The following is an 18,842-nucleotide window of genomic DNA, read 5'->3' on the forward strand; positions in this document are numbered from 1 at the left end:
TGCCAGGTCGTCTGGCAGGCCGGGGCTGCGCGGGTGCCGTCACGGCCTGGTTTTATGGGCCCGTGGTCTCACCGGCGGCGGGGGTGGTGCGCTCGGCGGGGGAGTGGGCGATCCCGGTGGGTGCTCATTTTTGTGTACGTCCCTCCTGGCGGGCTTGCTGGAAGGCTTCGGAGATCGTTTGTGCCGCCCCTGAGAGCGCTCCCTTGGTCATGCCGCGGGCGCCCTCTTCCTTCATCTTGCTCGGCAGTTCGGTCAGTCCGACCGGCTTGCGGGGGCCCGACTCCAGGTCGAGGCGGTTGCAGGCTTCGGCGAAGCGGAGGTAGGTGTCGACACTGGCGACCACGACCCGTACGTCGATCTTGAGGATCTCGATACCGACGAGGGAGACCCGTATGAACGCGTCGATCACCAGTCCCCGGTCGAGGATGAGCTCCAGGACGTCGTAGAGGCCGCTGGAACCTCCGCCTCCGCCCTGTTGCGCTGCCATTGTCATCACGATCAACCCCTTGTCCTTTTGGGTTCCGCTCTTTATCAGGGTTCTTCCCCCGCGACCGACGACCATGGCATCGGGGGCTTCCGGGCTGCCAGGGCGCGGCGATTTCCGGGCGCACCTACCGCCGGTCGGCGGGGCAGGAGCGACCGTGCGGCGTCCTGAACGGCCGAGTTCTCGCCCACCGATCAGCCAGGGGCCGAACCGGTCCCCGTCCGGGGCAGAGGCCATCTCGCCCGCCTGAAGCCGGCCTGCTCGACGCTTCTGGCCGGCCACTGCGGCGCAGGGGAGCCGTCTGCGCAGCCGCGGATGATCCAGTGCTGTCATTCCTGGTCCTGCCCGCTTGCCGGCAGGCTCACCGGCCGAAACGCGGCAGTCGACCACCGAACGGCAGACGCGCGACGCCCAGCCCCTGCGATGACCGCGACGGCCATGCGTGGCGGCGGAGGTGGGAGTACGTACCGGCCGGGGCCGCTCGTCAATGCCTCGTGGAACGAGGCGAGTTCGGGTCGGACGGTCCCTGGAGAGGCGACTCCGGGCGCTCGGGGCTTCAAGATCATCCCGTGGCCCCTTCCGGGCTCATCCCGGCGATCCTCCTGGAGGGCGGTGATCTCCGCTCCGTCCGCGCAGCGGGTCGGCGCGGGCGATCGCTGTTGCGTCATCGAACCGCCTGCATCCGCAGAGCCGTGACGGACCGGTCGGTCACCGGGGCGAGGCGTTTCTGCACTGGCCGGCCGTTGATCAGTGCGACTGGCGACGTGATGCTCGATCCGGCCGTCGACCCTACGGTGGTGGCATGGTGCTGATCAGCGACGAGAGGCGGCAAGCGGCGACCCGGATTCGTGTGACGGACGGGCTGGGCCTGGCTGTCCTCTTCCTGCTGTCCGTGGTGGCTGCCTCGATCGAACCGCACGAGCACCGGTTCTCATTACGCTGGACTGCCCTGGTACTGGCGGGCGTCGGCTGCTCCGCACTGATCTGGCGGCGCCGCCACCCGATCGGCGTACTGGCCGTCGCACTCGGCTGCGGGGTGGGCTTCCTGGTCCTCGGGTTCCGGGAGAGCCCGCTCGTGATCAGCCCGGTTCTGGTGTCCGTCTACACCGTGGCCCTCTTGACCGACCGGCGGACCGCCTGGACCACCGCCTGCGCCTCGGCCGCCGTCTTGGTGGGCTCCGCCATCCTGTATGCCCCTCGCTCATGGCTGAACCCCGACAACGCGGCATTGCTGGCCTGGACGGCGCTGCCCGCCGCCATCGGCGACGGCCTACGCTCGCGCCGCGCCTATGTGGCGGCCGTGGAGGAACGGGCGGAGCACGCCGAACGCACGCGTGAGCAGGAGGCGCAGCAGCGAGTGGCGGCCGAACGGGTGCGTATCGCACGCGAGTTGCACGACATCGTCGCGCACCACATCGCACTGATCAACGCCCAGGCCGGCGTGGCCGCCCATCTCGCAGAGCAGCAACCCGAACAAGTGCTGACCGCCCTGGAGGACATCAGGGAGACCAGCCGGTCGGCGCTCGACGAGCTACGGGTGACCGTGGGGCTGCTGCGGCAGTCCGGCGATCCGGTCGCGCCTCGCAACCCCATGCCGGGCCTGGCTGACATTCCGGTGCTTCTGGCGTCCTTCGAACGCGTCGGCCTCGGCGTCAGCCACACCCGGCACGGCACCGCCGCCCCCCTGGCGCCGGCGGTCGATCTGGCCGCGTACCGCATCGTTCAGGAGGCCCTGACCAACGTGCGCAAGCACGCCGGGGCCGACCACGCCCGCCTGATCCTGCACCATCACCCCGAACGGTTGACGATCACTGTTGAGGATGACGGGGGGACCCCGCAGCATCGTCCGCCGCCTGCGGGTACCGGGCACGGGTTGATAGGGATGCGTGAGCGGGTGGCCACGGTCGGGGGCCGACTGCACGCGGGACCGCGCCCTGAGGGCGGCTTCAGCGTGACGGCCGACCTGCCGCTGCGCCCCGGCCTGCTGATCGGTGAGACACCTAGGAGGGACGGGCATGACGATTCGCGTACTGCTTGCCGATGACCAGGCCCTGCTGCGAGGCACCTTCAGGATGCTGTTCGACTCCACCAGCGACATGGAGACGGTCGGCGAGGCGTCCAACGGTCACGAGGCAGTGGAGCTGGCGCGGACCCAGCACCCGGACGTGGTGCTGATGGACATCCGCATGCCGGAGATGGACGGCCTCGACGCCACCCGGCTGATCAGCGAGTCCGTGGATCTCGCAGCGGTGAGGGTGCTCATCCTGACCACCTTCGAGGACGACGAGCACGTGGCCGAAGCGCTGCGCGCCGGAGCGAGCGGCTTCCTGGGCAAGGGCGCGCGCCCCGAGGAACTGGTCGAGGCCGTCCGCACGGTCGCCGCCGGGGAGGCACTGCTGTCACCCGCGGCCACAGGGGCGCTGATCAGACGCTTCCTTGCGCAGCCGAACCCCCGCCCAGGAGAGGTGCACGAGCGGCTGAAGTGCCTGACGCCACGGGAACGCGATGTCCTGGGGCTGGTGGCCCTGGGTCTGTCGAACGACGAGATTGCCGAACGCCTGTTCGTCAGCCCGCTGACCGCCAAGACCCACGTCAACCGGGCCATGACCAAGCTGGCGGCCCGCGACCGGGCCCAGCTCGTGGTCATCGCCTACCAGTGCGGCCTGGCCAGCGCGGCGCCGGCACCGGTGCGTTCAGAAGTGCCCACGTAGGCCACCGCATGTCTGCCGCGGCTGTAGGCAGGCGTCCCGGATACTGCGGCCGTGGTACCCAGGATTCACTGCGCGAGGACGACGCGCGAGGGGTCCTCGCTGGGCGAAGGTGAGATAGCGAACGGAGGTCTCACCATGATCGGAATCCCCAGCCGGACCAGCGACCACGACCGGACAACGACGGCCCGCCAGGCGGACGACTGCCTTGCAGCGGTGGCGCCGCACCTGACCCTCCTACGAGATTTCCTGGCCTGCGACACTCACCGCGACCAGCACCGATACCACGACGGCCGATCCGAGCGCGGCCACGTGCCACCCCGTCGTCGCACACCCGCTCCCTCGGCCGGACGGCTCACGCTGCCGCAGTGGGTCAGCAAGACCAAGAACATCAGCACGCCGGCCTTGACGGCGGACGAGGGCCGTGACGCTCGCCGACAGTCTTCCCCTCGCCTTGCGGAGGCCGACTCCCCGGTTCGGACGGTTTCCCCCGACGCCCCTCCCAGACCGCCCCGGTCCCGCGCAGCGTGAGGCTACTGAACTTGCTTGAGTGATGTCGGGACCGGCCGCCCGGCATGAGTCGGGTGACTACTCCCAGGGTCTGCCCCTGGACATCGGCCCGCGCCTTTGGCCGCCTCGTCGTCACCGCTCGCGCGATCGACCTCGGGCCGCCGTTCACCTGGGGTCGCCGGTCGAGCCGGTCAGGGCTTCCACGTGCGGAGCCTCGCAGCGATTCTCGCGGCGGTGCAGCGGGGGTTGTTCAGCTCGTGGGCGAGCGCGTTGAGTTGCTCGCGGGTGGGGCTGACGGGGATGTTGCAGGCATGGGGGAGGGGTGACAGAACATGCAGACCCCTGCCCTTGCCGCGGAGTGGGCGCGACCGCGCGGCCGTTGTCAGATGGCCTGCTCCCTTGCTGCGTGCAAGGAACGTAATGTCTGCGAGCACATCCTCCGCGGCCTGGCTCAGCGTCTCGTCATCGGTGAGCATCTGCACCCGGAACAATGCCTCTTGGGCGTTGGAGCGCAGGTCGTAGGCACGGATCCGCACCGTGTCGGGGTCCTCCGGTGGTGGCTGTTCGAGCTCGCGCATCACCGCGACGCTGCTGCACGGTGCGTCTGCCTGACCGTCGCCCAAGAACGCCTGGTTCCGGGCCCTGGCCGACTGGTCACTTGAACTCGGCAGAGCGCCCGCCCGCGCCTGCTCTGCGACGCGCCCGGCTGGGGCGGTGGCGATCGGCCTGTCGAGGTCGCGCCGTAAGCTGCGCCGGGATCTGGATATATGGGAGGCGTATGTGGGGCGGGACATGGTCCTCAGTGGCCGGTACGAGCTGGCCGAGAAGCTCGGGCAGGGCGGCATGGGAACGGTCCATCGGGGGGTGGACCGGCAGCTGCGCCGTACCGTCGCGGTCAAGCTGCTCTCCTCGGAGTTGGCCCACGATCCGCAATCGCGAGCCCGCTTCCGGCGTGAGGCGCATGCGGCCGCCGCGCTGAATCATCCAGCGGTGGCCACCATCCACGACGTCGGCGAGGAGCCGCACCCGGACGGACCCCGGCCCTACCTGGTCATGGAGTACGTGCAAGGCGCCACCCTCGCCGAGGTCCTCCGAGAGGGCCCACTGCCTGTCGCCGACGCCATCAGGACGGCCTGCGCGGTTCTGGACGCGCTGCGGCACAGCCACGAACGCGGCATCGTGCACAGGGACATCAAACCCTCGAACATCATGCTCACCGGACCCGACGCCGTGAAGGTCCTCGACTTCGGCATCGCCAAGGCGTTCACCGAGGCCGCCACCCGTATCACCGGCAGCGGTGCGGCCATAGGCACCCCCGCTTACCTCTCGCCCGAGCAGATCAGCGGCGCGGAGGTCGACCATCGGGCCGATCTGTACGCGATGGGGTGCCTCCTGCACGAACTGCTCACCGGACAGCCCCCGTTCCGCGGCGACTCGCCCTTCGCCGTCATGCATCAGCACCTGTACGCCGAACCCGAGCCGGCCGCCCGGTTCCGGCCCCAGATACCGCCGGCGGTGGAGGCGGTGATCCAGAGCGCACTGCGCAAGGACCCGGCGGAACGATTCGCCGATGCTGGAGAGATGCGCGCGTCCCTCGCCGACGCCCTCACACAGAGCTCCATGCCGACGGCCAAGGCCACCGCTCTTCCACCGCCGCCCCGAGCGACGCGGCCCGGCGGCCGAACCGCTCCCCGCGACAGGTTCCGTACCTCACTGCGCCCTTCCGCCGACAGCGCTCTGGCTCTGCTCGGATGTCTGCTTTCGCTGCTGTGCGCACACGGCCACCTGGTGGACACCGCTCACTTCGGCCAGGTCGCCGTTGCGGCCGGAGTGTTGGGAATGGCGACGCTGCCATGGTCGACACGCCTGGCATGCGCGGTGGGCTGGGGACCGGCGGCCGAGGCGGTGGCGGTCAACTCCGAACTCCGGCGCGCCGAGGCTGGCTGGGCCGGCTCCTACGTCGCCATCGCCGCCCTGCTGGCACTGGCCGCCGCCTGCTGCCTCGTCGGCGCGGTACGCAGCCAGGAGCGTGGCGCCGGCTCACTGGTCGCCTTCTGGTTCAGTGCCACCGCATCGATCTGGTACTTCCTCGACGACCTGCACAAACTGATTGTCTTCTACCTGCTCCTGGCGCTGGTGGCCGTTGCCGCCGTGTCGTGGGAGACCGTCGAACTCGTGCGGCGCCGGTCCGGGCGCAGGGAGGCAGCGCTGGCAAGCTCGTCCGGCAGCGTGACGCCGCCTGGCTGCGGGACCGCGGCCTAGTCTGCAAGGCTGCTGAAAATCCCGTTCTGGCCCCCGCGACGACGACTGCCCGGGAAGTCGGCGGGAGCCGACGCTGATTGCGACGGCGGAGGCGGCCGGACCATACCCGGGGCTGCTACGGGTGCGGTCTCGCCGCCTTCCGAGCCGTCGAGGCGGATGACCGCGTGGAAGTGGACGGCGCCCCGCTTCTGGGCGACGGCCGAGCTGCTGACCGACGCTATCCGCGCGGCCGCCGCTGCAGACCTCCGCCGTGGCTCCCCGCGCGACCTGGCACGCGGCTGGCACGACCTCTTCGTCCCGGACTCGATCAGGCGCACCGAACCCGGGGCCCTGGGATACATGGCCCGTCGGCCGTCCCGATCGATGGACACGGTCATCTGCAGCTTACGGTTGTGGCCGACGTCGCGCCGATGACAGGCCGCACGTCGCCCGGCCCGGACAACCCGACGACACGCTGAACGCCGTGCCGGTAACTCGCTGTGCACGCGCCATAGCATCCAGTAAGGGGGTGCCCGACTCCCCGGGCTGCAGAAGGCGAGTGAAATGATCGCACGAAGAGACGTGCTCGTAGCCGGGGCCGTCGGTGGGGCGGCCCTGGCCCTTCCAGGACCTAACGGGGCGGTGGCACGCCCGAACGGGACCGCGGTGGCCCTGCGGGCCGGGTCTGCGGCCAGATTCCCAGTCTCCACCCTGGACCCTACGACCATCCCGAAATATGTCACCGACCTGGTGATTCCGCCGGTGATGCCGAAGGCTCCCCATTCGCAGCGGCACGGCATCGACAGGTACGTCATCGGTGTCCGGCAGTTCAACCAGCAGGTGCTGCCGCCGACTCTGCCGTCCACCACTCTGTGGGGGTACGGCTCGCTCAGGGACGACGACACGTTTAACTACCCGTCGTTCACCATCGAGGCGAGGGTCGACCGGCCAGTCCGGGTCACCTGGGTGAATGATCTCGTCGACAGCCAGGGCCGTTTCCTCCCGCACTTGCTGCCGGTCGACCCCACTCTGCATTGGGCGAACCCGCCGGGAGGCAAGGCCGGGCGCGATTGCCGACAGGTCTTCACCTCGACGCCGGGTCCGTATACCGGCCCCGTGCCGATCGTCACGCACCTGCACGGTGGGTATTCCGCCGAGGAGAGCGACGGCTACCCCGAAGCGTGGTACCTGCCACGCGCGAACGACATCCCTGCCGGGTTCGCCACCGTGGGCTCGTTCTACGACGAGTTCCGTCGGAAGTTCGCCGATGTACATGGCCTGAAGTGGGAGCCGGGTACCGCGACCTTCCAGTACGCCAACGACCAGCGGGCGACGACCCTCTGGTTTCACGATCACGCCCTGGGTCTGACCCGGCTCAACGTCTACGCCGGGCCCGTCGGGTTCTATCTGCTGCGCGGCGGCGAGTGCGACCTGCCCAAGGGGGCTCTTCCCGGACCGGCGCCCGCCCTCGGTGATCCGCCGGGCACCCGGTACTACGAGATCCCCCTGGCCATCCAGGACCGCTCGTTCAACTCGGACGGCTCGCTGTTCTATCCCACGAGCCGGGAATTCTTCGACGAGTACGCGGGCCCGTACATTCCCACCACGGATGTGTCCCCGATCTGGAACCCGGAATTCTTCGCCAACTCCATGGTGGTCAACGGCCGGACATGGCCGAAGCTCGAGGTCGAACCGCGCCGCTACAGGCTGCGCTTCCTCAACGGATGCAACGCCCGGTTCCTCATCCTGAAGATCGCGGACAGTCCGACCGCCCGGCCGGCCCGCTCGGCCCTGCCGTTGTGGCAGATCGGCAACGACGGCGGGTTCCTGCCTGAATCGGTGCGGCTGGAGCGGCTGTTGCTGGCCAACGCGGAGCGGGCCGACGTCATTGTCGACTTCACCGGGATCCCGGAAGGCACCGAGCTGTACCTCATCAATGAGGGCGCGGACGAGCCCTTCGGCCGGGGCGAACCAGGCGTGGACTTCCTCGTGGCGGATCCGGCCACCACCGGGCAGGTGATGAAGTTCGTGGTCGGTCCGCCGGCGAGCAAGGACACCAGCGTCCCGCCGGATCGGCTCAGGCTGCCCAGGATCAGGCCACTCGGCTCGTCGAGCGTCACCCGTCGTCTCTCCCTCAACGAGATGGACTCCAGCAGTCCCCTGGTGCCACCGGATACACCGGTCGAGGCCATGTTCGGGACGCTCGATTCTGCCGGCAATCCGGTGCTGCTCCACTGGGCCGATCCGGTCACGGAGAACCCGCGGCTGCACGCGATCGAAACATGGGAGCTGCACAACTTCACGGACGACGCCCACCCGATCCACCTCCACGCGGTGGCGTTCGAGGTGGTGAACCGGCAACCGTTCAACGGGTCACCCATTCCGCCGGAGAGCCGGGAGCGTGGCTTCAAGGACACCGTGATCGCCTATCCGGGGGAAATCACCCGGGTGAAGGCCCGGTTCGACCACCCTGGCCGCTTCGTCTGGCACTGCCACATCCTCGAGCACGAGGACAACGAGATGATGCGGCCGTACCAAATCGGAGGCAGGCGCAAGAAGGACCACTGACAGGCCGGCGTCCGTGGTCGGTCGCAGCAGTCGGGGCACCACGGAGCCGGTCAACGGCGAAAAACGGTTCCGGTCCGAGGCCGGTACTCCAACCGTAGATCGTGATCACGGGCGTAGTGGCTTGGCGTTGCGGCTGTGACCGCCGTCGGCCTCGTCCGGGCCCGCCGGCACGCCCCCGCGTGGGGACGGCCGGCCGGGCCCGCACGGCCGCGGGTGTTGGGCTCAGTGCGCGTCCGAGTCGCCGTGGCTGCGCACGATCTCCTTCATCTTGGCCACTGCGAAGCCCCAGCCCTGTTCGACGGTCGGCTTGGCGGGGACGGCGATCTCGTCCGGGTTGGTGAGCACGTCGAGGAGGACAGGCCCGGGGGTGCTCAAGGCGCGGCGCACGGACTCCTCCAGTCGGGCCGGATCGGTCACGCGGATGCCGGTGATGCCCATGGCCGTGGCGACGGCGGCGAAGTCGGGGTTGTCCAGCACGGTGCCGAACTCCGGCAGGCCGGCCTGCTCCTGCTCCAGCTTCACCATGCCCAACCGGCGGTTGTCGAAGACGACGAGCTTGACGGGGAGCCCGCTGGTCTTGAGGGTCATGAGGTCGCCCAGGAGCATGCTCAGCCCGCCATCGCCGCAGAAGGCCACGACCTGGCGCGACCGGTCCAGGCACTGTGCGCCGAGCGCCTGCGGCATGGCGTTGGCCATCGAGCCGAGGTTGTAGGAGCCGAGAAGCCGCCGCTCGCCGCGCATTTCGACGAAGCGCGAGAGCCACACCGTGGCCATGCCGGTGTCCGAGGTGAAGATCGCGTCGTCGTCCGCGAGCCGGTCGACGACGGCGGCCAGTGCCTCCGGGCGGATGTCGTGGTCGCGGTTGTCCAGCGCGGTCCGGATCCGCCCGGCCAGACCCTTGTCGTGCGCCGGGTCGGCGAGCCTGGCCTGGCCCGCGCGCCACTGCTCGAAGCTCTTGCGCGCGCCCTCCAGGTGGGAGCGGTCGCGGGCGCCCTCGGAACCGGGAGCCGCGGCGGTCAGGTGGCCCAGCAGGTCCCGGACGGTCGCGCCCGTGTCGCCGACGAGGCCGACCTCGACGGGAACCCGGCGTCCGATGTGGGTGGCCTCGGTGTCCACCTGGATGACCGTCCGGCCCTCCGGCAGCCAGTCCCGGTAGGGGAAGTCGGTGCCCAGCAGCAGGAGGGTGTCCGCGTCCTCCAGTGCCGAGGCCGCCGCTGGGTTGCCGATCAGTCCGGTCTGACCGACCTGGAAGGGATTGGTCTCGCCCTCGAAGCCCTCCTTGGCCTTCAGGGTGAGCACCATCGGCGCGGCCAGGCGGTCGGCCAGGGCCAGTACGTCCTCGCGTGCGGCGCGGGCGCCCCGGCCCACGAGCAGCGTGACGCGCTCCGCACGGTCGAGCAGCTCCGCGGCGCGGCGCACCGCGGACTCCTCCGGCCTGGTCACAGGCGGGTTCAGAGAGAAGCGGGCCGGCCGGTCGGCGGTCAGCTCCCGGTCGCCCAGGTCACCCGGCACGGTGAGCACGGCGACGCCCTTGCGGCCCAGCGCGTTGCGCACCGCCGACTCCAGCATCTGCGGCAGCTGGTCGGGGGAGGTGACCGTCGCCCGGAACACCGCCACGTCGCTGAAGAGCGCGTCGTTGTCGACCTCCTGGAAGTAGTCGCTGCCGACTTCGGCGAGCGGCACCTGACCGGCGATCGCCAGGACCGGCGTATGGCTCTTGGCCGCGTCGTAGAGGCCGTTGAGCAGGTGGACGGAGCCGGGTCCGACGGTGCCCATGCACACGCCGAGGGTGCCGCTGAGCTGTGACTGGGCGCTCGCGGCGAACGCCGCCGCCTCCTCGTGCCGGCAGCCCACCCACTCCACGTCCTCGGTGGTGCGGATGGCGTCGGTCAGCGGATTGAGGGCGTCACCGACGACGCCGAAGACCTGGCGCACGCCGAGTTCGCTCAGCGCGTCCACGATCACGCGGGCAACGGTTCGGGCCAAGGGATCCTCCAGATCACACGGTGAAACGGTCGGGGTCGGCGGCGTGCCAGTCGGCAGCCCAGGACGCGGGGGGCTCGGCGAGCAACTGCCCCGGGGCCAGCCATTCGTAGAGCTCCTCGTACGAGCGCTCCGTGATGGGGTCGATGCGCCGGCGCAGCATGTGCGGACGCAGTTGCGAGGGGTCGGTGACGCCCATGGAGGCCATGATCTGCAGTGCGCTGGCCACGGTGGCCTCCTGCAGGCGCTGGACGCGCTGCGTCTTGTCGCCGACGTCGAGGGCGCGGGCGCGCCAGGGGTCCTGCGTGGTCACCCCGGTGGGGCAGGTGTTGGTGTGGCACCGCTGCGCCTGGATGCAGCCGACGGCGAACATCATCGCCCGCGCCGCGTTGCCGTAGTCGGCGCCCTGCACCAGGCGCTTGACCAGGTCCGTACCGGTGGCGATCTTGCCGCTCGCCCCGATCCTTATGCGGTCGCGCAGGCCCGCGCCGACGAGCGCGTTGTGCACGGTGAGCAGTCCCTCGGTGAGCGGGGTGCCGACGTGGTCGGCGAACTCCAGTGGCGCCGCGCCGGTGCCGCCCTCGGCTCCGTCCACGATGATGAAGTCCGGTGCCGTGCCCTCCTGGAGCATCGCCTTGCACACGGCGAGGAACTGCCGGCGTGACCCGGGGCAGAGTTTGAAGCCGGTCGGCTTCCCGCCGGAGAGCTCCCGCATATGGGCGATGAAGCGGACGAGTTCGCGCGGGGTGGAGAACACCCGGTGGTAGGGCGGCGAGATCACCGTCCGCCCCTCTGGTACGTCCCGCACCCGCGCGATCTCGGCGTTGACCTTCGCTCCGGGCAGGACTCCGCCGATGCCGGGCTTGGCGCCCTGGGAGAGCTTGAGGGACACGCACTTGACGTGGTCGTGCGCGGCCTTGTCGGCGAACTCCTTGGGATCGAAGTCGCCGTCGTCGGTCCGGCAGCCGAAGTAGCCTGTGCCGATCTCCCAGACGAGGTCGCCGCCCGGCCGCAGGTGGTACTCCGACAGGCCGCCCTCACCGGTGTCGTGAGCGAAGCCGCCCGCCGCGGCACCACCGTTGAGGGCGAGCACGGCGTTCGACGACAGGGAGCCGAAGCTCATCGCCGACACGTTCAGCAGCGCCATGTCGTACGGGCGGTCGCAGTCGGGGCCGCCGATCCGCACCCTGGGCGGTGTCTTCGGGACCGGGCGGGGCGCCATGGAGGGGACCAGGAACTCGTAGCCGGGCTGGTAGACGTCCCGCTCGGTGCCGTACGGCTGCTCGGCGTCGGTTCCCTTCGCCCGCTCGTAGACGATGCTGCGCACATCCCGGTCGAAGGGGCGGCCGTCGAAGTTCCGCTCGACGAAGTACTGCTGGAGTTCGGGCCGGATCCCCTCCAGGAGGAAGCGGGCGTGTCCGAGGACGGGGTAGTTGCGCAGCACCGCATGCCGGCGCTGCAGCAGGTCCCACGCGCCCAGCAGGCCCAGCAGGGCGAGTGGGACGGCGGCGAGCCACCACCACGGCGAGATCCAGCCGGCGGCGGCGATCGCCGCGAGTCCCGCGGCCAGGGTGAGGACGACCAATCCTATGCGTGTCACTCCCCGCTCGTTTCCCGGGAACCGCGCACCATGTCCCGCGCGGTTGCCAAGAGACCGTCAAGGACCTGCGCGGACGTGACGAGGGGAGGGCGGCAGCCGTAAGGGCGGGCCACGAGCACGCTGCGTGCGGCGGGCCGGAAGGGGTCGAGCGGCGTGCATACGGTTTCTGTGGAGCGGAAAATCGGCATGCCCGTGCCCGAAGGGCGTGCGCGCCGGCTTCGTCGACGTCATCGACGTGACGCACGTTCCCGATCAGGCCCGTCACCCTGCCGGGCCCAGCCCGTGACTGCCACGCCGCCCCCGTTGACGACCGGGACCCTCCAGGAGACGGCGTGATTCTGCTCGGTCCCGGCGTCCTCAGCCGGATCCGCCCCGGCAAGCATCAGGCCGAGAACATCGTCCGCGGCGGCTGACGCCCGAATCGCGTCCCGCGTGATCCACCATGTAGAGTGGCATCACCGACGCGGGGTGGAGCAGCTCGGTAGCTCGCTGGGCTCATAACCCAGAGGTCGCAGGTTCAAATCCTGTCCCCGCTACCAGAAGAAGGGGCCCGCAAGCGCGGGCCCCTTCTGCGTTGCCCTCGCGGAACGAGCAGCCGACCAGGCGGCCCGCAGCGAGCAGGCACCATGGCGACCTGGTGCGCGAAGGCAGGCGGCCTCAGGAGGTTCTACGACCATGTGGCGATCGTCTCGGCCATGGTGCGGGGGCACACCAGGAACTGTTCAGGGCGGGCGGTCGGCGAAGTTCGACCAGACCGACTACGGCGAACGCCACGCCGTCGAGTCCGGGATCCATCACCCCAAGCATCACCGGGGGTGGCCACGACATACGACAAGCTCGCCGTCCGCTACGAAGCAACTGTGCTGGTCGCAGTCCTCAACGAGTGGCTGACGGATCCATGGGGTGGCAGTGCGACCGTGCTCGGCCTCCGGCCAGTCCAGCTTCCAGTCGCCCTGCACGGCATACATCTCAGCGATGCTCGCCGGATCGCCCTCGCCGATCCGGCGCAACAGCTCGTCCACGACGGCGCGAGTGGCCGCGGGTGCGGCTATGGACATGGCTCATCACTCCGATCCGACATCCGCATCCGACTGACGCGGCGAGGTCGGCATTCTTGCCAGTGCCGACCGATCGGCGCCATTACCTCCCAGGTACACGAAGCGCCGAGATTTTTCGCAACAGGCCCTGGTCCAGCATGCCCATGGAGGGCGTTCCTGCGGGTGATGGCCGCCTGGTGCAATCCCGCTGTCGGAGTCTTGTGGCTTGCCTGGCAGGTCCAACATGGCTGTCTTCCTGCGGCACGAGCCCCCGACGAGCCGGAGTGTCAGTTCGCCCCGGTGGACCGGCATGAACTGCGACCGGCTGGAGCCCGTCGGGGTAGGGCGGTTGATCGGCTGCTCGCCTCTCGTATAGCAATGCTCTGTGATACGTGGTGAAAAGATCGGGTTGCGGGCCCGGCATGAGAGCGATGTCCCGGTTCTCCACTCCGAGCTGTACGACGACGTGGCTACGCGGTCCCGTGCCGACTCCCGCCCGTGGCGGCCCATCTCGCCGGGTTCGGGGCAGTCGCCCTACGCGGTGGCTGAGCCCTCCAACGCGGCGGCCTGCTTCTCCGTGGTGGAGCTGGGGTCGCAGGAGCTGGCCGGCGAGGCCCTGCTGTGGGGCATCGACCTGCACAGTAGGACGGCTCATATCGGGGTCTCCCTGCGGCCCGCGTTCCGCGGTCGCGGGCTCGGCGTGGATGTTCTCAAGGCGTTGTGTGAATACGGATTCGCCGTACGTGGACTGCAGCGCCTGCAACTGGAGACCCTCACGGACAACACGCCGATGATCGCAGCGGCAGCCAGGGCGGGGTTCTTGCGAGAGGGAACGCTGCGGCACTCCGCCTGGGTGTACGGCGCGTACGCGGACGAGGCCATCTTCGGCCTCCTTGCGAACGATTGGACGCCTCGGGCGTGAGCAGCAGGAGCCCGGGGTCGCGGTAGAGCAGAAACGGACAGCTGCGGACTGCGGCGAGGCTGTCGTCCGTAGGGCCGAAGCGGCGTACGACCTGTACGGCTTCCGGGACTTCAAGCTCAAGGGCGGAGTCCTGCCGGACACCGACGACATCCCCGGAGCCGGCGAGGCCGAGGACTCAGTCGGCACCACCGTGGCCGTCGGCGACATCAACAAGGACGGCAAACCGGAACTCTTCATCAGCGCCGCGGAGGAGAACAACGCGGCGCGGTCTGGGTCCTTCCGGGCGGCACCGGCGGCCCCACCGCCAAGGGCAGCCGCGTGATCACCGCCCCGTCCGTCGGCTTCTCGCAGAAGGACAGAACCCTGCTCGGCGGCAACGGGCTCCTCGGAGTCATCTGAACGGGACGCGTTCACTGGAGTCGGCCGCCCGACCTGCGCACCAGGTTCCTTCCGTCGTCAGCCACATTCCGTCGCCAAGGTCCGCGGAGCGGGGCAGGTCACACCCGCAGCCCGGGACCACAGCCAGGGGGTGGTTGCACAGCGAACTCCGCCGCTGCCCCGACTTCCCGCTGTGGCCTGCCTGATCGCGGCCTTCCGCCACCCTGTAGGCATGCTGCTTCAGGAAGCGTCGGCGGTGCCGAGGATGTTGACACCGGCGGTGGTGTTGGCCGGGAATTGGTAGACACGCTTTTCCGTGCCGCCGGTCACCGGGAGGGTGTAGAGGGACTGCTCGCCCTTGTCGTCTCCCGCGACGAACATGATGGTGCTGCCGACCAGCAGAGCATCGCCCAGGTAGTGCCCTGGAGCGCTGAGGATCTTCTTCGCGGCGATCTTGTGCCCGGACAGGGCGAGGTCGTAGAGGGCCTCTTGTGTGGACGCGAGCAGGTGGTGGCCGTCGTACACATGGAACGGCGCCAAGATGTCATCGACACCCGCGACCTTGTAGAACGTCCCCCTGCCGGCTTCGAGCTACGACTGGGTGCCGAAGTTCAGACCGTCCTGTGTGCCTTCGAAACCGTAAGCGCCACCCTTGACGTATACAGCGTGACCGCTCACGTCACCGGTCGTGCTGATGGACGGCTTGGTGGCGTTGGGCGGAAAGAACACGGTGCCGCCCTCCTCGAGGGCGCGCACCGGCTTCGCCGGGGTATTGGGGTCGGCCGCCATGAGCTGGAACGTCGCATCGGAGCCGGTCTCGCCGTCCACCTCACGCGTGAAGTACACCTTCTTGTCCGGTCCGACGGCACCAGGTGTGTCGAGCACTTTCATGAGTGAGTCTGCCGGAATGCCCGTCAGATCGAAAAAGTTGTTCGGCGTAGGGTCCGCCGCGCCTCCGTCGCTCGTCTCGGGGACGCTGCTGACGGAGTACTCGAAGCCGGCGTGCCGACTGCCGTTGTCCGTCTTGGTGGTGACGATGGTGTCGTAGTCCGCCGTGAAGACGCTGCGCAATTCGGCGCCACTCAGGCTGTGCATGCAGCCGGCCTGAGTGGCACTCGTCATGGCATCGACCGGCGTGACGTTGAAGTAGACCGGACTGCCGACTCTTGAGCCGTCCAGGGTGAATTTCTGCTGGGCACGGTAGCCCGCGTTCAGCGTGTCGCACCAGGTGATGACGACGAGCTGCTGCTCGGACTGTCTCCGCTTGGATGCAGATGCCGAAGGCGTGGTGCTGCTCGCCCGCACGTTCTTGCTCCGGGAGCCGCTGTGGCCCGACGCGCACGCGGTGGAGAAGGCTAGGCCAGTGACCAGAGCGAGGCCCAGGAATGTCCGCTTGCCGTTCATGAATTGCCCCCCGGCTGCTCGTCAGCTACCCCAGCAGCGCCGACCTGATGACCAGTACCCACACGCTAGGTGTCTGTGGTCGGCGGTGCTTGTCCAAGAATCGCTCAATCGAGGCCGCCCTGCCCGTACTTGAGTCAAATGGGCCAGGGCCGTGTGCTTTTCTGCGAGGATGCCTGGCACCTTCCGGACGGGGCCATCCTCCGCCTGGACCAGACCAGCGATGACCGCCACCGCGGGACCGTTCTGGCCGCAGCGAGGTCGTCTGGCTCCCTCACCTGCCCGACCTCCACATCGACAAGACGCCGCCGCCACTGGCCAAGATCGCTGGAGGCGCCGTCGACGAGATCCGCACCGCGCAACCCACGCCTCGTGGCCGCCGTGGCCTCGCGTGAGCAACGCTACGTCCTCCGGTGCCAGGACAGCATTCGGGAGCGCGGTTGAAGAGTTCAGGGTTTGTCGGAACCCATCGCCTTGGCCACGTCGCTCAGATCGTTGTTCAGTTGGTGATCACGCCCGGGCAGTCGGTGCACCTGTGCCTGCGGGATCACGCGGGCATAGAGATCGGCATGCGACGGTGGGGCGATCCCGTCCTCGAGTCCGTGGAACACATGCACCCGCGCGTCGTGCGGCAGCCTCGCGCCGAGATCGCCGGGCAGCTCGAACTCGTTGCCCGGCCAGCCGCCCTGGCCGACGAATGGGGCGGCGATCAGCACGATCGCCGCAAGCCTGCGCTCCGGCGGCTGCTCGGCGAGCGCATGCATGAGGATCGTGCCGCCCACTGAATGGCCGGCCACGACCGCGCCGTCCTCCAGGCCCGCCATCTCGCGCCGGATCGCCGGGCTCCACCGGACGTAACTCGGGTCGCCTTCGTCGGGCATACGCGGGTAGCGGACCTCGTACTCGTCCCCGAGCTCGCGGCTCAGGCTGTCGACCATCTTGTCGTCCCATTCATCGTGCGCGCCCACGCCGCCGCCCTGGATGAACAAGATCTGCTGAGTCCCTGTCATGACGATCGTCCTTTGCCCTCGTAGGGAGCCGGTCTGGTACCTGCTGCTGGCCGGTGTCAACCCCGGCGGGCGAGGGTACGGCTGGTGCAGCGCTACGACGACCTCGCCATGCCGGCCAGCACCTGGCTCTCCGTCCTCCACCGGTCGAACCTGGAACAGGCCCGAGGGCGGTAGGGCCCGGGGGCTCTCGCGGGTCTACCGGATCGACACCCTGGCCAAGCTGGTCGGCTCGACGGCGGTCCCGCCGGGAGACCTCCTCGACGGCATCTACTGGGTGCCTGCAGTGTGCAACAGGGCCAGTCGGGTCGTTCACCTTCGGCTCTCGGTCCGGACTGAGAGTGGTCGGCTCTCAGGCAGGCGGATATCGCGTCAGGTTGTACGTCCCGGGGTGACCTGCCGTCGGATCGCGGCCGTCCGTCGCTGTCGAGGGCGCCGCGCCTCGCCGGCCCGCGCATTCGGCGCGGACGGTCACCGGCCGGGTCGAAGGGGGGCCCACGGCCGAGCTCCGGCGGCCGTGCCGGTCCCGACAGCCATCTTCCGTCCCGGGTTCCACGCGCGTAGCTTATTGTCAGAGACACATCAAACGCATGTGCGCCACCTCTCACACCACCGCACACCGCACCGACATGACGACTCGGCCTCTCGCGCGCCGTCATGCCGCGCGCCGGTCTGCGTACCGCACTCGCATCCGTCCGCCGCAGTCCCACCTTCTGCGGACGCCGGCCTGAACTCGGGGGAAAAGCATGCTCGCAGCAGTCCTGTCGCGGTTCGAATCCGAGACGGCAGGCAGGTGCCGGTTCCGTCTGCCGGCCCTCGCGACCGTACTGACGGCCGTGGCCCTGGCCGTCACACTCGCCCTGCCCGCCACCGCCTCGGCAACGCCCACCGGCGGGGGAGCGGCGCCCGTCCGCATGACACACCCTCAGGACGACCACGCCGGATCCGGACTCCAGCGCCTCGGCAGCGGCTCCCGCTCCACCACACTCGCGGCCGCCGCGAGCACCGGCCCGGCCGGTCTGGACGTCAGCGGCTATCAGGGCTCCGTCGACTGGGCCGCCGTCAGCAGCGCCGGTGCCGCCTTCGCCTACGTCAAGGCGACCGAGGGCACCACCTACACCAGCCCTTCGTTCTCCCAGCAGTACAACGGCGCTGCGAACGCCGGCCTGATCCGGGGTGCCTACCACTTCGCGCTGCCAGGAAACTCCAGCGGGACCGCGCAGGCCGATTGGTTCGTCGGCCACGGCGGCGGCTGGAGCGCCGACGGCAAGACGCTGCCGCCCGCGCTGGACATCGAGTACAACCCCTATGGGGCCACCTGCTACGGGCTCAGCCAGAGCGCGATGGTCTCCTGGATCCGGGACTTCAGCAACGAGGTGCGCACCCGGACCGGCCGCTACCCCACGATCTACACCACCACCGACTGGTGGACCACGTGCACCGGCAACTACGGCGGATTCGGCGCCACCAACCCGCTGTGGATCGCCCGTTACGCCAGTAGCCCGGGCTCCCTGCCCGCGGGCTGGTCGGCCCAGACGCTGTGGCAGTACGCCGACTCCGGTACCTTCCCCGGCGACCAGGACACCTTCAACGGCACGCTGTCGGACCTCCAGGCCTTCGCCAAGGGCAGCACCTACAACCCGCCGCCGACGACGAGTTGGCCCACCGTGCAGCAGGGGGACACCGGTGAGCGCGTCAAGACGGTGCAGTACCTGCTCGTCGCGCACGGCGCGTCGCTGACCGTCGACGGCTCCTTCGGGCCGGCCACCGACAGCGCGGTGCGCTCCTTCCAGTCCGCGCACTCCCTCACCGTCGACGGCATCGTCGGTCCCGCCACCTGGCAGGCGCTCATCGTCACCGTGCAGCAGGGTTCGTCCGGGCCCGCGGTCAGGGCCGTGCAGAGTCAACTCGTCGCGCACGGCGCGTCGCTGACCGTCGACGGCTCCTTCGGGCCGGCCACCGACAGCGCGGTGCGCTCCTTCCAGTCCGCGCACTCCCTCACC

Annotated in this window: 14 protein-coding genes, 1 tRNA gene and 1 pseudogene; 8 read left to right on the top strand and 8 right to left on the bottom strand. The window is 69.5% G+C overall.

Annotation, left to right across the window (positions count from 1 at the left end; genetic code table 11):
* Positions 1-124 precede the first annotated feature (124 nt).
* Positions 125-493 (bottom strand): gas vesicle protein GvpJ, encoded by a 369-nt coding sequence (gene gvpJ / locus ACIQ9G_RS08650; protein WP_403607582.1) that lies wholly within the window; start codon positions 491-493, stop codon positions 125-127.
* Between the two features lie 793 nt (positions 494-1,286).
* Between gvpJ and ACIQ9G_RS08655 the strand changes: the two genes are divergently transcribed.
* On the top strand, positions 1,287-2,528 hold the full coding sequence (locus tag ACIQ9G_RS08655) for a sensor histidine kinase (RefSeq protein ID WP_403607583.1): 1,242 nt from the start codon (positions 1,287-1,289) through the stop codon (positions 2,526-2,528).
* Positions 2,500-3,195, top strand: a complete 696-nt coding sequence (locus ACIQ9G_RS08660; RefSeq protein WP_403607584.1) for a response regulator — start codon at positions 2,500-2,502, stop codon at positions 3,193-3,195. Before ACIQ9G_RS08655 ends, ACIQ9G_RS08660 begins: the two co-directional genes overlap by 29 nt.
* A 698-nt stretch (positions 3,196-3,893) precedes the next feature.
* Here ACIQ9G_RS08660 and ACIQ9G_RS08665 read toward each other — a convergent pair.
* Positions 3,894-4,280 (bottom strand): hypothetical protein, encoded by a 387-nt coding sequence (locus ACIQ9G_RS08665; RefSeq protein WP_403607585.1) that lies wholly within the window; start codon positions 4,278-4,280, stop codon positions 3,894-3,896.
* A gap of 136 nt (positions 4,281-4,416) precedes the next feature.
* On the opposite strand from ACIQ9G_RS08665, the gene ACIQ9G_RS08670 reads away from it, so the two are divergent.
* Together ACIQ9G_RS08670 and ACIQ9G_RS08675 are read left to right on the top strand one after the other, a co-directional pair.
* Positions 4,417-5,964, top strand: coding sequence for a protein kinase (locus tag ACIQ9G_RS08670; RefSeq protein ID WP_403607586.1), 1,548 nt, complete (start codon positions 4,417-4,419; stop codon positions 5,962-5,964).
* Between the two features lie 621 nt (positions 5,965-6,585).
* On the top strand, positions 6,586-8,511 hold the full coding sequence (locus ACIQ9G_RS08675; RefSeq protein WP_403607587.1) for a multicopper oxidase family protein: 1,926 nt from the start codon (positions 6,586-6,588) through the stop codon (positions 8,509-8,511).
* A 222-nt stretch (positions 8,512-8,733) separates the two neighbouring features.
* Here ACIQ9G_RS08675 and ACIQ9G_RS08680 read toward each other — a convergent pair whose 3' ends face one another.
* Together ACIQ9G_RS08680 and ACIQ9G_RS08685 are read right to left on the bottom strand one after the other, a co-directional pair.
* Complete coding sequence (locus tag ACIQ9G_RS08680; protein WP_403607588.1) at positions 8,734-10,497, bottom strand: thiamine pyrophosphate-dependent enzyme; 1,764 nt, start codon at positions 10,495-10,497, stop codon at positions 8,734-8,736.
* A gap of 13 nt (positions 10,498-10,510) precedes the next feature.
* Positions 10,511-12,094: an FMN-binding glutamate synthase family protein gene (locus ACIQ9G_RS08685; protein ID WP_403607589.1), complete on the bottom strand. Its 1,584-nt coding sequence runs from the start codon at positions 12,092-12,094 to the stop codon at positions 10,511-10,513.
* A 462-nt stretch (positions 12,095-12,556) separates the two neighbouring features.
* Here ACIQ9G_RS08685 and ACIQ9G_RS08690 point away from each other — a divergent pair.
* Positions 12,557-12,633: transfer RNA gene (locus ACIQ9G_RS08690), tRNA-Met, on the top strand.
* Between the two features lie 351 nt (positions 12,634-12,984).
* On the opposite strand, the pseudogene ACIQ9G_RS08695 reads toward ACIQ9G_RS08690, so the two are convergent.
* Positions 12,985-13,152, bottom strand: a pseudogene (locus ACIQ9G_RS08695) (ketosteroid isomerase); the annotation flags it as partial.
* A gap of 364 nt (positions 13,153-13,516) precedes the next feature.
* Between ACIQ9G_RS08695 and ACIQ9G_RS08700 the strand changes: the two are divergent.
* Both ACIQ9G_RS08700 and ACIQ9G_RS08705 read left to right on the top strand, forming a co-directional pair.
* Entirely contained in the window at positions 13,517-14,053 is a 537-nt protein-coding gene (locus ACIQ9G_RS08700) for a GNAT family N-acetyltransferase (RefSeq protein WP_403607590.1), read from the top strand.
* Positions 14,025-14,375: a hypothetical protein gene (locus ACIQ9G_RS08705; protein WP_403607591.1), complete on the top strand. Its 351-nt coding sequence runs from the start codon at positions 14,025-14,027 to the stop codon at positions 14,373-14,375. The genes ACIQ9G_RS08700 and ACIQ9G_RS08705 overlap by 29 nt, the downstream gene beginning before the upstream one ends.
* Positions 14,376-14,671: 296 nt before the next feature.
* Here the strand turns inward: ACIQ9G_RS08705 and ACIQ9G_RS08710 are convergent, their stop codons facing one another.
* The 3 genes from ACIQ9G_RS08710 to ACIQ9G_RS08720 all read right to left on the bottom strand — a co-directional run bounded on the left by ACIQ9G_RS08710 (position 14,672) and on the right by ACIQ9G_RS08720 (position 16,842).
* Positions 14,672-14,971, bottom strand: coding sequence for a hypothetical protein (locus ACIQ9G_RS08710; RefSeq protein WP_403607592.1), 300 nt, complete (start codon positions 14,969-14,971; stop codon positions 14,672-14,674).
* 51 nt (positions 14,972-15,022) lie between these two features.
* Positions 15,023-15,835: a hypothetical protein gene (locus tag ACIQ9G_RS08715; RefSeq protein WP_403607593.1), complete on the bottom strand. Its 813-nt coding sequence runs from the start codon at positions 15,833-15,835 to the stop codon at positions 15,023-15,025.
* Positions 15,836-16,281: 446 nt separating this feature from the next.
* A complete protein-coding gene (locus ACIQ9G_RS08720; protein ID WP_403607594.1) occupies positions 16,282-16,842 on the bottom strand; it encodes an alpha/beta fold hydrolase in 561 nt (186 codons plus the stop codon).
* Positions 16,843-17,753: 911 nt separating this feature from the next.
* Between ACIQ9G_RS08720 and ACIQ9G_RS08725 the strand changes: the two genes are divergently transcribed.
* A partial coding sequence (locus ACIQ9G_RS08725) for a GH25 family lysozyme (RefSeq protein ID WP_403607595.1) occupies positions 17,754-18,842 on the top strand: 1,089 nt, incomplete at its 3' end.

Origin of the sequence: Streptomyces sp. NPDC096152, assembly GCF_044763235.1 — a bacterium.
Lineage (GTDB): Bacteria > Actinomycetota > Actinomycetes > Streptomycetales > Streptomycetaceae > Streptomyces.